The organism is Streptomyces sparsogenes, assembly GCF_001704635.1.
GTDB classification, from domain to species: domain Bacteria; phylum Actinomycetota; class Actinomycetes; order Streptomycetales; family Streptomycetaceae; genus Streptomyces; species Streptomyces sparsogenes.
In genome coordinates this window covers 74,826-88,560 of the sequence record NZ_MAXF01000016.1, presented here as the reverse complement: position 1 = coordinate 88,560, position 13,735 = coordinate 74,826, and the positions used below count along the sequence as shown (strand labels likewise).

Here is a 13,735-nt window from a genome sequence, read left to right as displayed (position 1 = left end):
CCACGCCGTACCGGTGACGAATTGGCGCAGAGGGGCGGGTTTCACGGGGGCGATTCCCTGCCTATCCTGAAAGGGTCGCACCCCGGTCGCCCCCCGCGACCGACGAGTAGGAGGACTCCGTGCCGCTCTCGGAGCACGAGCAGCGCATGCTCGAGCAAATGGAGCGAGCGCTGTACGCCGAAGACCCCAAGTTCGCGACAGCGCTTGAGGGTACCGGCCTGCGCACGTACACCCGGCGACGGGTCTACCAGGCGATCGCGGGCTTTCTGGTAGGCGTCGCGCTCCTGATGGTCGGCGTGATCATCCCGCAGCAGATCTGGATCAGCGTGGTGGGGTTCCTCGTCATGCTGGGGTGCGCCGGGCTCGCGGTGACCGGCTGGCGCAAGGCGCCCAAGCCCGGTGAGCGACCCCAGGCGGGCGGGCCCGCGGCCCGGCGCCAGAGCCGTCCGCGCCGCTCCATGATGAGCCGGATCGAGGAGCGGTGGCAGCGCCGCCGCGACGAGCAGGGCCACTGAGGTCCTGCGGGGCCGGCTGAGCGCCTTCCGGGAAGCTGAGCGCATACGCCGTCCGGCAGGGCAGGGCCGCGGATGAGCAGCAAGGCCACGCACGAGCGGGCCTGCGCTTCGCATCCGGCACTCCGCGTCTCATGCCCGGGCTTCATACCTGAGCTTCACGCCTGAGCGAGGGGCGGCCGCCATCCGGCGGCCGCCCCTCGCGTGTGCGTACCCGGGCCCCGTCAGCCCTGCCCCGTCAGCTCCGCTGGCGGCTGGGGCGCAGCCCGGACACCCAGCGTGCCCACCGGGGCGCGCCCCACCGCTCGACCAGCGCCGACCGGCGGGCCGAGGCGGCCCACACCACCCGGACCGCCGACCGCGGGGCCAGCAGCGCGCGCAGCCGGGCCCACCGGCCGGACGTGGCCCGGAAGCCCGCCAGGACCAGCCGCACGTCGTCCCCGATGCCCGGCGCCGGACGCGGCCGCGGCGCGTAGAGCACCTGCTCGACCGCCGTCGCGACCCGCCGCGCCGCCTCGGCCGCCTCCTGGCCGAGATCCGCCCCGCGCACGATGCGGGCCACCGCGCTGCGCGAGGTCTGGGAGTCGTCCGGGGTGATCCCGAAGTCCCAGGCGGTGTCGACCAGTTCGCGCCAGGCCGCCAGGATCCGGTCGGCCGCGTCCTCCTCGGTGCGCCCGCCGGAGCCGCCCAGTCTGCGGGACCGCAGCCGCTGCCGCCACAGCATGGGCAGCAGCGGTACGAGGAGCAGCAGCGCCGCGAACGAGCTCCAGCCGACCCGCGTGCTCATCGACCAGCCGCCGCTCGAGGAGGTGTTGTCGGGCTGCTCACCCGGGACCGCGCCGCACTCGCCGAGCTTCTTCCCGTCCTGCGCGCAGCTGTCCGACGCCGAGGGGGCCGCCGACGGCTCCTCGGACGTGGTGGGCGCCTGCGTCGGCTCGTCGGTGGAGTCGCCGGACGGCGTCTGCTCCATCGTGTAGTCGGGCTGGGTGCCGCGGCTGGGGGTGGGCTCGAAGCGGGTCCAGCCGACGCCCTCGAAGTACAGCTCGGGCCAGGCGTGCGCGTCCTTGAGCCCGACCGACACCGAGCCGTCCGCCTGCGCCGTGCCGGGGGTGAACCCGACGGCCACCCGCGCCGGGATGCCCAGGGTCCGGGCCATGGCCGCCATGGCGAAGGAGAAGTGGACGCAGAAGCCCTCCTTCTGGCGCAGGAACTTCACGATGGCGGTCGAGCCGCTGCCCGACCGCACCCGCGTGTCGTAGCGGAACCCGCCGTTCACCGCGAAGTAGTCCTGCAGCTTCACCGCCTGCTCATACGCGTTCGTGGAGCCCGCGGTGACCTGCCGCGCCGTGCGGGCCACCACGGCCGGCAGCGAGTCAGGCACCTTGGTGTACTCGCGCAGCAGCTTCGCCGACGGGCTCGGCGCGGCGGCCAGCTGGGCCGCCGTCGGCTCCACGACCAGGCTGTTGACCTGGTACCGCACGCCACGGGTGGTCTGCCCGCGGTCACCGACCAGCGTCCGGCCCTCCGGCTCGTAGCGCCAGCGGCCGCCGATCTCGACCTTCATGGCGGGATAGGGGAGGGGCAGCCAGTTCTGCGCGTACCAGCCGGAGGCCTTGATCGAGGTGTCGATCGAGGAGACGCGGACCGAGGGGCCGAGCCCTGAGGGGGTGGGGAGATTGTCGGGCACGTCCTGGACGTGCCGCTCCGAGGATTTCCACGTCTCCCCGTCGAACTTGTCCAGCGCGACGATCCGCAGATACATGTCCTGGGTGGTCGCGGAGGAGGTGCGGTACCGCAGCACCTCGCGGTTCTGCGGCTGGTTGAGGCTGTCCTGCAGGGACACCAGCGGATTCACCGCCGAGATGGTGCCGCTCCCGCCGCCCGAGCCGCTCCCGCCGTTCTGCTGGTCCAGCAGCCCGCCGTCCAGGGACGGCAGCACCGCGGGCACCGCCACGGCGATGCCCAGCGCGAGCGCGCCGATCCTGCGGCCGGTGCGGACCGGGGCCGGCGCCGGGCCGCCGCCCGCCGCGGCCAGGCCCGAGGGGGCCATGCCGTACGGGCGCGCGGCGCCGCCGCTGAACACCCGGCCCCACTGGGACAGCCGGTCCCGCCCCTCGGCCAGCAGCAACAGCAGATAGCCGCTCGCCGCCACCAGGAACCACAGCCAGTCCCTGCCGCCGTCCGACAGGCCCGCCGCGACCGAGTACAGCGCGAGCAGCGGCAGCCCGGCGGGGGCGGCGCTGCGGTAGGTCACCGCGAGCACGTCGACCACGAGACCTATCACCAGCACCCCGCCCACCAGCAGCAGCCGGATGCCGTCGGTGACCGGGGCCGGGATCGCGTACTGCCCCACGTCGACGGTGCCCTGCTCCAGCAGCCGCCCGAGCTCCTGGAAGGCCCGCGGGCTCGGCAGCAGCCCGGCGAACGCCTGCTGGCGGGCGAAGGCCAGGGTGAGCAGCAGCAGCCCCGCCACGGCCTGCGCCGCCACGGTCAGCGGGCGCGCCAGCGGCACCCGGCGGGCCAGCGCGCCGACCGTGCTCTGGATCGCCAGCAGCAGCGCGGCCTCCACGAGCCAGCCGGGCTTGTCGACCAGCGGCAGCAGCGCACAGGCGGCCGCCACCGTCGCCAGCGCGCCGCATATCGCCAGTCGCACGCTTCCGCTCATGCCCAGCCCCCCGTCATGCCGCCGCCCGCCAGGCGCGGGCCGGCGTCGGCCCGGGCCCCGCCCTGGGCGTCGGCCTGCTGCCACAGCTGCGCCAGCGAGGTGCCCGGGGAGACCGGCAGCGCCGTCCACCCCGACTCCCGCAGCAGCCGCAGCCGCTCCTGCTGACCCCGCGGGTCCGCGGCCCAGCCGCCCCGGGACCAGGCGGCGCCGTCCAGCACGAACGCCACCGCCGTCCCGGTGCGGTGCCGCATCCGCCCGACCATCGTCGCCTGCTCCTCGTCAAGATCGCCGAGGAACGCCACCAGCAGTCCCTCGTTGCCCCCGCGCAGCGCCTCGTAGGCCCGGGCGAGCCCGCCCTCCTCGGAGTGGTCCACCACCGCGAGGGTGTCCAGCATCAGCCCGGCCGTGTCCGCCGAGTCATGGCCCGAGCCGGTGAAGCCACCCCCGCTGTCCGGGCCCGGCACCGAGGTGCCGGTGTCGGTCAGCAGCCGGACCCCGTAGCCCCGCTCCAGCAGGTGCACCGCGGCCGAGGCCGCGCCGGAGACCGCCCACTCGAACGCCGAGTCGGGGCCCGAGCCCTGGTGGGCGATCCGCCGGGTGTCCAGCAGCACCGTGCAGCTGGCGCGCTGCGGCTGCTCCTCCCGGCGGACCATCAGCTCTCCGTAGCGGGCGGTGGACCGCCAGTGGACCCGGCGCAGGTCGTCGCCGTGGCGGTAGCCGCGCGGGATGATGTCGTCCTCGCCGGCGAGCGCGAGCGAGCGGTGCCGCCCGTCGCCGTAGCCCATGGCCTCACCCGTGAAGCGGACCAGGGGCAGCGGCTCGACCCGGGGCACCACCGTCAGCGTGTCGTAGGCGCTGAAGGAGCGGGTGAGCTCGCACATCCCGAACGGGTCGTTCAGCCGCAGTTGCAGCGGGCCGAGCGGATAGCGGCCCCGCAGGTCGGAGCGCACCCGGTAGGACACCTCGCGCCGCCCGCCCGGCTCCACCCGGTCCAGCACGAAGCGGGGTCGCGGCCCGAGCACATACGGCACCCGGTCCTGCAGCATCAGCAGCCCGGTGGGCAGCCGCGAGACATTGTCGACGCGCAGGTGCACCCGGGCCTCGGAGCCCGCCGGGACCCGCGCGGGGGAGAGCCGTCTGCTGCCCGCCACCTGATAGCGGGTGCGGTAGACCACGGCCACGCACACCAGGGGCAGCGCGGCGAGCAGCAGCCCGACCCGCAGCAGATCCGCCTGCCCCAGGACATAGCTGCACACCGCGGCCGCCACACCGGCGGCCAGGAACGAGCGGCCGCGGGTGGTCAGCCCGGCGAGCGCCGCGCGCACCCCGCCCCTGTCCTGTCGGCCGTCACGGTCGTCGCCGTCGACGTCGCCTTCGCCGGGGGCCATGCCCGTCCCCCCTGCCGTCATCACAGCTTCCGCGCGCCCGGCGGCTGCCGGCCGTACTCAACGGGGGGCGCGGGCGGCGCGGGCGGCATCGGACCGGCGCCGGGCGGGACCTGGCCGGCGACGGGCGGCATCGGACCGGCCCCCGGCGGGACCTGGCCGACTCCCGGCGGCATCGGACCGGCGACGGGTGGCATCGGGGCCCCCGCGGGGGGCATCGGGGCCGCGCCGGGCGGCACGGGGCCCGCCCCGCGAGGCGTCGCACTGGGCACCGGGGTGCGCTGCAGGATGTCCGCGACCACCTGCTCCGCGGTGCGCCGGTTCAGCTGGGCCTGCGCGGTGGGCAGCAGCCGGTGGGCCAGCACGGCGACGGCGAGCGACTGCACGTCGTCGGGCAGGGCGAAATCCCGCCCGGCCAGCGCGGCGGCCGCCTTGGCCGCCCGCAGCAGATGCAGCGTCGCCCGGGGGGACGCGCCCAGCCGCAGGTCGGGGTGGTTGCGGGTGGCGGAGACCAGGTCGACCGCGTACCGCCGGACCGCCTCGGCCACATGGACCTCGCGCACCGCCTCGATCAGCTTGGCGATCTCATGGGCGTGGGCCACCGGCCGCAGGTCGTCCAGCGGGGAGACGCCGCCGTGGATGTCCAGCATCTGCAGCTCGGCCTGCGGGCTGGGATAGCCGATCGAGACCCGCGCCATGAAGCGGTCGCGCTGCGCCTCGGGCAGCGGGTAGGTGCCCTCCATCTCGATCGGGTTCTGCGTGGCCACCACCATGAACGGGGTCGGCAGCTCATACGTCTGCCCGTCGATGGTGACCTGCCGCTCCTCCATCGACTCCAGCAGCGCCGACTGGGTCTTGGGCGAGGCCCGGTTGATCTCGTCGCCGATCACGATCTGGGAGAAGATCGCGCCCGGCTTGAACTCGAAGTCCTTCTGCTGCTGGTCGTAGACGCTCACACCGGTGATGTCCGACGGCAGCAGGTCGGGAGTGAACTGGATACGGCGCACCGAGCAGTCGATGGACTTCGCGAGCGCCTTGGCGAGCATGGTCTTCCCCACGCCCGGGACATCCTCCAGCAGGAGATGCCCCTCCGCGAGCAGCACGGTCAGCGAAAGCCGCACGACCTCGGGCTTGCCCTCGATCACACCCTCCACCGACCTGCGGACCCGCTCCGCTGTGGTGGTCAGATCGCTGAGGCTCGCTCGCTCGTCATAGGTCGTCACCCGGCCCTCCTCGGCCCGATCCCGGGGCCGCTGCCCTCGGAACGGACCGGCCCACCGCAACACGCTGGCATCGGCCCCCCGCAGGCCGCGGGGGGCGATGTCACATACGCATTCTTGCGGTCCCCGCCTCATCTCGTCACTCGGCTGTGGATAACCCGAGGCGATTTGCCGGGACTGGAGGGGTTTGGGGAGTTAAAACGGGCTCACCCGCGCGGCTGGACCTCGCGCAGCAGGCCGGTCGTCACGTCGAAGACGAAGCCGCGCACATCCTCCGTGTGGAGCAGGAACGGAGAGGTGCGCACCCGCTGCATCGACTGGCGTACGTCGGCGTCGATGTCCTTGAACGCCTCGACCGCCCACGACGGACGCTGGCCGACCTCGTCCTCGAGTTCGTGCCGGAAGTCCTCGGTCAAGTTCAGCAGGCCGCAGCCCGTGTGGTGGATCAGCACGACGCTGCGGGTGCCCAGCGCGCGCTGGCTGATGGTCAGGGATCGGATGACGTCGTCGGTGACCACACCGCCCGCGTTGCGGATGGTGTGGCAGTCGCCCAGCTCCAGGCCGAGCGCCTCGTGCAGGTCGAGGCGCGCGTCCATGCAGGCGACCACGGCGACGCGCAGCACGGGGCGGGCGTCCATGCCGGGGTCCTGGAACTCGGCGGCGTAGCGACGGTTGGCCTCTACGAGGCGATCGGTGACGGTACCTCCCGTGCCGACGGCGCTGTCGGTGGGCTGGGGCAGCGGCTGCGGAGACGATATCGACATGGCGGAGACACTACCTTTCACCAGCGGATTTTGTCTTTTCTTTAGATAGGGCAAACGGGTGCATCGCCCGGCGCGCGGCTCCCGGTGTGAGAGACCCCACACTGAGGGCGCCCGCGCCACCGCGCGCCCGCACGGAGTGTTTTCGACACCCGGGGCGGGCGCGCCAGCCGGTTGGTTGACCGAAGGGACGAGTGGACTAAAGTGGCGCGAAGTGGGAGGCGCGACGCTCCCCTAGGATCCCGGAATTTCGTTGTGAGCGCGGTGCGTACGTACCACTCGGCCTCCTCCCGCTCCGGCCGCCTGACGTCACTTCCCCGGCGCCAGTAGGCCACTTCCCCTTCAGAGCGGGCGGGGACCCGGCGGTGCGTGCCCTCCTCGCCCGACCCGCAGAAGGGCGCACGAGCAGCGCAATGAGCAGCAACGCTCTCCACGTCCCCGTCATGCTCCAGCGCTGCCTGGACATGCTCGCCCCCGCCCTGACCCGGCCCGGGGCGGTGGTGGTGGACTGCACCCTGGGCCTCGGCGGGCACAGCGAGGCGCTGTTGCGCACGTTCCCCGACGCCAGGCTGATCGCGCTGGACCGCGACCCGGCCGCGCTGAAGCTCTCCGGCGAGCGGCTGGCCCCCTACGGCGACCGGGCGACGCTCGTGCACGCCGTCTACGACGAGCTCCCCGAGGTCCTCGCCCGGCTCGGCGTCCCGCGCGTCCAGGGCGTCCTCTTCGACCTCGGCGTGTCGTCCATGCAGTTGGACGAGGCCGAGCGCGGCTTCGCCTACGCACAGGACGCGCCGCTGGACATGCGGATGGACCAGACGACGGGGATCAGCGCGGCCGAGGTGCTCAACACCTACCCGCCCGGCGAGCTGGTGCGGATCCTGCGGACGTACGGCGAGGAGAAGTTCGCCAGGAAGATCGTGGACGCGGTGGTGCGCGAGCGCGCGAAGGAGCCGTTCCGCACCAGCGCCCGGCTGGTGGAACTGATCCGCGAGGCCCTGCCGCAGGCGGCCAAGCGCACCGGTGGCAACCCCGCCAAGCGCACCTTCCAGGCGCTGCGGATCGAGGTCAACGGCGAGCTGACGGTCCTGGAGCGCGCCATTCCGGCGGCGGTCGCGGCCCTCGCGGTCGGCGGCCGGATCGCCGTCCTCTCCTACCACTCGCTCGAGGACCGCCTCGTCAAGCAGGTGCTCGCGGCCGGCGCGGAGATCACCGCGCCGCCCGGCCTGCCGGTCGTACCGGAGCGCTACCAGCCCCGCCTGAAGCTGCTCACCCGCGGCGCCGAACTCCCCACGGGGCAGGAGGTCGCCGAGAACCGCCGCGCCGCCCCCGCCCGGCTGCGGGGCGCGGAGCGCATCCGCGAGGAAGCGAACGAGGGGACGCGCTGATGGCCGCCGGGGGGCCGCGGGCGGCGCGGCGTACGCCGTTCGTGCTGCTGGTCGTCGTGCTGCTGGGCTCCGGCCTGATCGCGCTGCTGCTGCTCAACTCCTCCCTCAACCAGGGGTCCTTCGAGCTGAGCAGGCTGGAGAGGCAGACCACGGAGCTGTCCGACGAGCGCCAGGCGCTGCAACAGGAAGTGGACAGGCTCTCGGCGCCGGACGCGCTCGAGCGGCGCGCGAGGAAGCTCGGGATGGTGCCCGGCGGCAGCCCGGCCTTCCTGAACCCGGACGGCAGCGTCAGCGGCACGCCCACCCCCGCGTCCGGCGGGCCGTCGGTGTACCGCGCCCCCGCCGCGCCCCTCCCGACGCCGCCCGCCGCGTCCCCCTCGGCCCAGCCCTCGGCAGCCGCGCCGACGCCGACCGTGCCGCGCTCGCCGGCCGCGCCCGGCGCGGCCTCCTCCCAGGCCTCCCCGACGCCGTCCGCCACCGCGTCCGGCACCGCCCAGTCCGAGACCCCCGCCCCCCGGTAGGTGACACGGTGACGCGACCCTCCGCCTGCGCCCAGCCCGGTCCGGGGGCGGCCGCGTGACGGCCCCCCGCGACCCCCGCCGCCTGCCAGGACCCGCGCGCCCCCGGGGCGGCGGCCGCCCGCGCCAGGGCGCCGCGCGCCCCGCCTCGCGGCGGCCCGGGACCGCCCGCCCGGGCAACGCCGCGCCGCTGCGGCTGGGCAGCCCGCGCCCCCGGCTGCGGCTGATCAGCCTCGGCCTGACCCTGGTCATGCTGGCCTTCGTGGTGCGGCTGCTCCAGGTGCAGGCCGTCGACGCCAACGCGTACGCGGCGAAGGCCAATGTGAACCGCTACATCCCGGTCACCCTGCCCGCCGAGCGCGGCTCGATCACCGACCGCCACGGCGTCGACCTGGCCACCACCGTGGACGCGTACGACATCACCGCGGCCCCCGACCTCCTCACCCCCGAGACGGCGAAGATCGACGACGCGCCGCGCCAGGCCGCCGCGCTGCTCGCGCCGATCCTCGGCAAGGACCAGGCGGACCTGGAGCGGAAGCTCACCGCCAACCCGAAGTCGAAGTACGTGGTCCTGGCCCGCCAGCAGACCCCCCAGGTGTGGAACCAGATCAAGGACCTCAAGAACGCCCTCGACGGCTCGGCGGCCAAGGGCAAGGGCGTCAACGTCCTGGCCGGGGTCAACCGCGAGGCGCACAGCAAGCGCGTCTACCCCAACGGCGACCTCGCCGCCGGCGTGCTCGGCTTCGTGGACGCGGAGGGGCACGGCGCCGCCGGTGTCGAGCGGGAGCTGAACAAGCGGCTCGCGGGCAAGGACGGCAAGCGCGTCTACGCCCAGTCCGGCGGCCGCCAGGTGCCCACCGGCGACGTCAAGGAGCAGCCCGCGGTGCCCGGCAGCGACGTCGAGCTGACGATCGACCGCGACATCCAGTGGGCCGCGCAGAGCGCCATCAGCGAGCAGGTGACGAAGTCCCGGGCCGACCGCGGCTACGTGATCGTCCAGGACACCCGCACCGGCGAGATCCTGGCCCTGGCCAACGCCCCGGGCTTCGACCCCAACGACATCTCGGACGCGAACGCGGACGCCCTGGGCAACGCCGCGCTCTCGGACGCGTACGAGCCGGGCAGCGTCAGCAAGCTCATGTCGATGGCCGCCGTCCTGGAGGAGGGCGCCGCCACCTGGAACACCCATGTGGTGGTCCCCAACCGGCTCCCGCGCGCCGACCGCGCCTTCGCCGACGACATCGACCACCCCACCTGGTACCTCACCCTCAACGGGGTGCTCGCCAAGTCCAGCAACATCGGCACGATCCTGGCCACCGAGCAGCTGGGGAAGAACCAGAAGCAGGCCGACCGGGTCCTCTACTCCTATCTGCGGAAGTTCGGCATCGGCCGGTACACCGGTCTTGGCTTCCCCGGCGAGACCCGGGGCATCCTGGCCAAGCCGGAGGACTGGAGCGCCTCACAGCAGTACACGATCCCCTTCGGCCAGGGCCTGTCGCTCAACGCCGTGCAGGCGGCCTCCGTCTACTCCACCATCGCCAACGGCGGCGAGCGCGTCCAGCCGTCCCTGGTGCGCGGTTCCCGGGACTCCAGCGGCGGCTTCACGGCCGCCAAGGCCCCCAAACGGACCAGGGTGGTCAGCGAGAAGACCGCGAAGACGCTCGCGGCCATGCTGGAGTCCGTCGTCGACAACGAGCAGGGCACCGGAACGAAGGCGAAGATCCCCGGCTACCGCGTCGCGGGCAAGACCGGCACCTCCAACCGGGTGGACCCGAAGACCGGCCGCTACCACGGCTACACGGCCTCGTTCGCGGGCTTCGCGCCCGCCGACCAGCCACGGGTGACCGTGTACTGCGCCGTCCAGAACCCGACCAAGGGCAGCTACTTCGGGGGCCAGGTCTGCGGGCCGGTCTTCAAGCGGGTGATGGAGTTCTCCCTGAAGACCCTGAAGGTGGCCCCGTCCGGGAAGCGCCCGGCGCGGCTCCCGGTCAGCTACGACCCCAGCCGGTGAGCCGACCCGGGCAGTGACCCCGATCACTCCGCGCGGGGCCCCCTGGCCCACCCGTCTCCCACCACCACCCTCAACCGTCCGCGCTGCGCGCGGGACCCCCCCTGATTTCGCGGGGGAGCGGGTGCGGCGGGTACGCTCACGCCGTGCCCCACGCTGATCAGTCCCAAACCTCTCAGTCCTCTCAGCTCGCTCGGAAGGATGTTCCCGCGAGCTACCCGGGCGCGCCGCGCCCCCTCCAGGTCCGCCCCATTCCGCTGGGGGAGCTGGCCGATCAGCTGGGCATCGATGCCCCCCCGTCCGGGGAGGAGGCCGCCGTCACGGGCATCACCCACGACTCGCGGGCCGTGCGCCCCGGCGATGTGTACGCGGCCCTGCCCGGCGCCCGTTTCCACGGCGCGGACTTCACCGCCCAGGCCGCCGATCTCGGCGCGGCCGCCGTGCTCACCGACCCGGCCGGCGCCGACCGGGCGGCCGCCACCGGGCTGCCGGTCCTGACCGTCGAGGACCCGCGCGCCCGGATGGGCGCGCTGGCGGCCACGATCTACGGCGAGCCGGGCCGGGACCTGCTCCAGATCGGCATCACCGGCACCTCAGGCAAGACCACGACCGCGTACCTCGTCGAGGGCGGGCTGAAGGCGGCGGCCGCCAAGGGCGACGGCGCGCTCACCGGTCTCATCGGCACCGTGGAGTCGCGGATCGGCGACGAGCGGCTCAAATCCGAGCGCACCACCCCCGAGGCCACCGACCTCCAGGCCCTGTTCGCGGTGATGCGCGAGCGCGGGGTCCGCTCGCTGGCCATGGAGGTCTCCAGCCACGCCCTGGTGCTCGGCCGGGTCGACGGCTGCGTCTTCGACATCGCGGTCTTCAACAACCTCAGCCCGGAGCACATGGAGTTCCACTCCGGCATGGAGGACTACTTCCAGGCCAAGGCCCAGCTGTTCACCAAGGCGCGCAGCCGCGCGGCGGTGATCAACTTCGACGACGAGTACGGCCGGCGCCTGGTGGGCCTGTCCGAGGTCCCGGTCACCACCTTCTCCGCCGAGGGCCACCCCGACGCCCACTGGCGCGCCGCCGACGTGACCGTGGGCCCGCTCGGCTCCGAGTTCACCATCCTCGGCCCGAACGGCGAGTCCGTGACCGCCGCCGCGCCGCTCCCCGGCCCCTTCAACGTCGCCAACGCGCTGGCCGCCGTCGTGGCGCTCGCCGTCGCCGGGATCGACCCGCAGACGGCCGCCGACGGCGTCGCGGCCGTCCCCGGGGTGCCCGGCCGGCTCGAGCGCGTGGACGCCGGACAGCCGTACCTCGCGGTCGTGGACTACGCCCACAAGACCGACGCCGTCGAATCGGTCCTGCGCGCCCTGCGCAAGGTCACCAAGGGCAGGCTGCACGCCGTCCTCGGCTGCGGGGGCGACCGCGACCCGCACAAGCGCGGCCCCATGGGCGCGGCCGTCGCCCGCTACGCCGACACCGCCGTCCTGACCTCCGACAACCCCCGCTCCGAGGACCCGCTGGCGATCCTGGCCACCATGCTCGCGGGCGCCGCCGAGGTGCCCGTTCACGAACGCGGCGATGTGCTGGTCGACGCCGATCGGGCGCACGCCATCGCCGCCGCCGTCGCCCGCGCCGAGCCCGGCGACACCGTGCTGGTCGCGGGCAAGGGCCATGAGCTGGGCCAGGACATCGCCGGGGTGGTACGCCCCTTCGACGACCGCCAGGTATTGCGCGAAGCCATCGAGCTCGCCGTCAAACGCCAAGACAACCAGGGATGACAGACCGCCATGCGCGCACCAGCCCCCTCCCGGCAGTTTCCCCGCACGGCCGGAGGTGATCAGTGATCCCCCTGTCCCTCGCCGAGATCGTCGGCATCGTCGGCGGGCAGCCGCACGACATACCGGACATGGACCGGAAGGTCACCGGACCCGTCGTGATCGACTCCCGCGAGGTGCGCCCCGGCGGCCTCTTCGCGGCGCTCCCCGGTGAGCGCGTGGACGGGCACGACTTCGCGCGCGGCGCGGTCGAGGACGGTGCGGTGGCGGTGCTGGCCGCCCGGCCCATCCCGGCCGCCGCCCCCGACGCGCCCGTGCCGGCGATCGTCGTGCCCGATGTCCAGGCCGCCCTGGGGGCGCTGGCCCATGCCGTCGTGGAGCGCCTGGCCGCCACCGTGGTCGCGCTCACCGGCTCGGCGGGCAAGACCAGTACCAAGGACCTGATCGCGCAGCTGCTGCGGCGCCACGGCCCCACCGTGTGGACGCCCGGCTCGCTCAACAACGAGATCGGCCTGCCGCTGACCGCGATGAGCGCCGACGAGACGACCCGGCACCTGGTGCTGGAGATGGGCGCCCGGGGCAAGGGCCACATCCGGTACCTGACGGAGCTCACCCCGCCCCGCGTCGGCCTGGTCCTCAACGTCGGCACCGCCCACATCGGTGAGTTCGGCGGCCGCGAGGCGATCGCCGAGGCCAAGGGCGAGCTGGTGGAGGCCCTGCCCCCGGCCGCGGAGGGCGGCGTCGCGCTGCTCAACGCCGACGACCCCTTCGTACGCGCCATGGCCGCGCGCACCAAGGCCCGTACGGTGTTCTTCGGCGAGGCCGCCGAGGCCGATGTGCGTGCCGAGAATGTCCGGCTCGCCGCGGGCGGTCGGCCGTCCTTCACCCTTCACACCCCTACCGGGTGCAGCGAAGTGACCATGCGCCTGTACGGTGAGCACCACGTGTCGAACGCGCTCGCCGCGGCCGCCGTCGCCCATGAGTTGGGCATGTCCGTCGACGAGATCGCCGTGGCGCTCTCCGAGGCGGATCAGCTCTCCCGCTGGCGGATGGAGGTCACCGAGCGCGCGGACGGCGTGACGGTCGTCAACGACGCCTACAACGCGAACCCCGAGTCCATGCGAGCCGCGCTGCGCGCGCTGGTCGCGATGGGCAAGGCCGGCCAGGCGGAAGGGGGGCGCACGTGGGCGGTGCTGGGCCCGATGGCCGAGCTCGGCGAGGACTCACTGGCCGAGCACGACGGGATCGGGCGGCTGGCCGTCAGGCTCAACGTCAGCAAGCTCGTGGCGGTCGGCGGCCAGGAGGCCGCCTGGCTCGACATGGGCGCCAAGAACGAGGGTTCGTGGGGTGAGGAGTCGGTGCACGTGTCCGACGTGCGGGCGGCGGTCGATCTGTTGCGCAGCGAGCTGCGACCGGGGGACGTCGTGTTGGTGAAGGCATCCAGGTCGGTGGGGCTGGAGCGGGTCGCGCAGGCGTTGCTCGAGGGCGAGGGTGAGGTCGTCTAGCCATGGG

Annotated in this window: 10 protein-coding genes; 6 read left to right on the top strand and 4 right to left on the bottom strand. The window is 73.8% G+C overall.

Annotation, left to right across the window (positions count from 1 at the left end; all coding sequences use genetic code 11):
- Nucleotides 1-119: 119 nt before the first annotated feature.
- Nucleotides 120-515, top strand: a complete 396-nt coding sequence (locus tag BBH68_RS02505; protein ID WP_065958566.1) for a DUF3040 domain-containing protein — start codon at nt 120-122, stop codon at nt 513-515.
- Between the two features lie 235 nt (nt 516-750).
- On the opposite strand, the gene BBH68_RS02500 is transcribed toward BBH68_RS02505, so the two are convergent.
- The 4 genes from BBH68_RS02500 to BBH68_RS02485 all read right to left on the bottom strand — a co-directional run bounded on the left by BBH68_RS02500 (nt 751) and on the right by BBH68_RS02485 (nt 6,546).
- Nucleotides 751-3,177, bottom strand: a complete 2,427-nt coding sequence (locus tag BBH68_RS02500) for a transglutaminase TgpA family protein (RefSeq protein ID WP_065958565.1) — start codon at nt 3,175-3,177, stop codon at nt 751-753.
- A complete protein-coding gene (locus BBH68_RS02495) occupies nt 3,174-4,565 on the bottom strand; it encodes a DUF58 domain-containing protein (RefSeq protein ID WP_065958564.1) in 1,392 nt (463 codons plus the stop codon). The genes BBH68_RS02500 and BBH68_RS02495 overlap by 4 nt, the downstream gene beginning before the upstream one ends.
- A gap of 20 nt (nt 4,566-4,585) precedes the next feature.
- Entirely contained in the window at nt 4,586-5,785 is a 1,200-nt protein-coding gene (locus BBH68_RS02490; protein ID WP_065958563.1) for an AAA family ATPase, read from the bottom strand.
- A gap of 203 nt (nt 5,786-5,988) precedes the next feature.
- Entirely contained in the window at nt 5,989-6,546 is a 558-nt protein-coding gene (locus BBH68_RS02485; protein WP_065958562.1) for a beta-class carbonic anhydrase, read from the bottom strand.
- A gap of 410 nt (nt 6,547-6,956) precedes the next feature.
- Here BBH68_RS02485 and rsmH point away from each other — a divergent pair, with 410 nt between their 5' ends.
- The 5 genes from rsmH (at nt 6,957) to BBH68_RS02460 (ending at nt 13,728) form a co-directional block, all read left to right on the top strand.
- Nucleotides 6,957-7,928, top strand: coding sequence for a 16S rRNA (cytosine(1402)-N(4))-methyltransferase RsmH (gene rsmH / locus BBH68_RS02480; protein ID WP_065958561.1), 972 nt, complete (start codon nt 6,957-6,959; stop codon nt 7,926-7,928).
- Nucleotides 7,928-8,449, top strand: a complete 522-nt coding sequence (gene ftsL / locus BBH68_RS02475; protein ID WP_065958560.1) for a cell division protein FtsL — start codon at nt 7,928-7,930, stop codon at nt 8,447-8,449. Before rsmH ends, ftsL begins: the two co-directional genes overlap by 1 nt.
- Nucleotides 8,450-8,504: 55 nt before the next feature.
- Complete coding sequence (locus BBH68_RS02470; RefSeq protein WP_065958559.1) at nt 8,505-10,457, top strand: penicillin-binding transpeptidase domain-containing protein; 1,953 nt, start codon at nt 8,505-8,507, stop codon at nt 10,455-10,457.
- A gap of 83 nt (nt 10,458-10,540) precedes the next feature.
- Nucleotides 10,541-12,226, top strand: a complete 1,686-nt coding sequence (locus BBH68_RS02465; protein WP_065958558.1) for a UDP-N-acetylmuramoyl-L-alanyl-D-glutamate--2,6-diaminopimelate ligase — start codon at nt 10,541-10,543, stop codon at nt 12,224-12,226.
- A 62-nt stretch (nt 12,227-12,288) separates the two neighbouring features.
- Nucleotides 12,289-13,728 (top strand): UDP-N-acetylmuramoyl-tripeptide--D-alanyl-D-alanine ligase, encoded by a 1,440-nt coding sequence (locus BBH68_RS02460; RefSeq protein WP_065958557.1) that lies wholly within the window; start codon nt 12,289-12,291, stop codon nt 13,726-13,728.
- Nucleotides 13,729-13,735 lie beyond the last annotated feature (7 nt).

Excerpts from the sequence above, each read along its gene's own strand:
- rsmH (WP_065958561.1), top strand. The coding sequence starts at position 6,957 with ATGAGCAGCAACGCTCTCCACGTCCCCGTCATGCTCCAGCGCTGCCTG.
- ftsL (WP_065958560.1), top strand. The coding sequence starts at position 7,928 with ATGGCCGCCGGGGGGCCGCGGGCGGCGCGGCGTACGCCGTTCGTGCTG.
- BBH68_RS02495 (WP_065958564.1), bottom strand. The coding sequence starts at position 4,565 with ATGGCCCCCGGCGAAGGCGACGTCGACGGCGACGACCGTGACGGCCGA.
- BBH68_RS02500 (WP_065958565.1), bottom strand. The coding sequence starts at position 3,177 with ATGAGCGGAAGCGTGCGACTGGCGATATGCGGCGCGCTGGCGACGGTG.
- BBH68_RS02485 (WP_065958562.1), bottom strand. The coding sequence starts at position 6,546 with ATGTCGATATCGTCTCCGCAGCCGCTGCCCCAGCCCACCGACAGCGCC.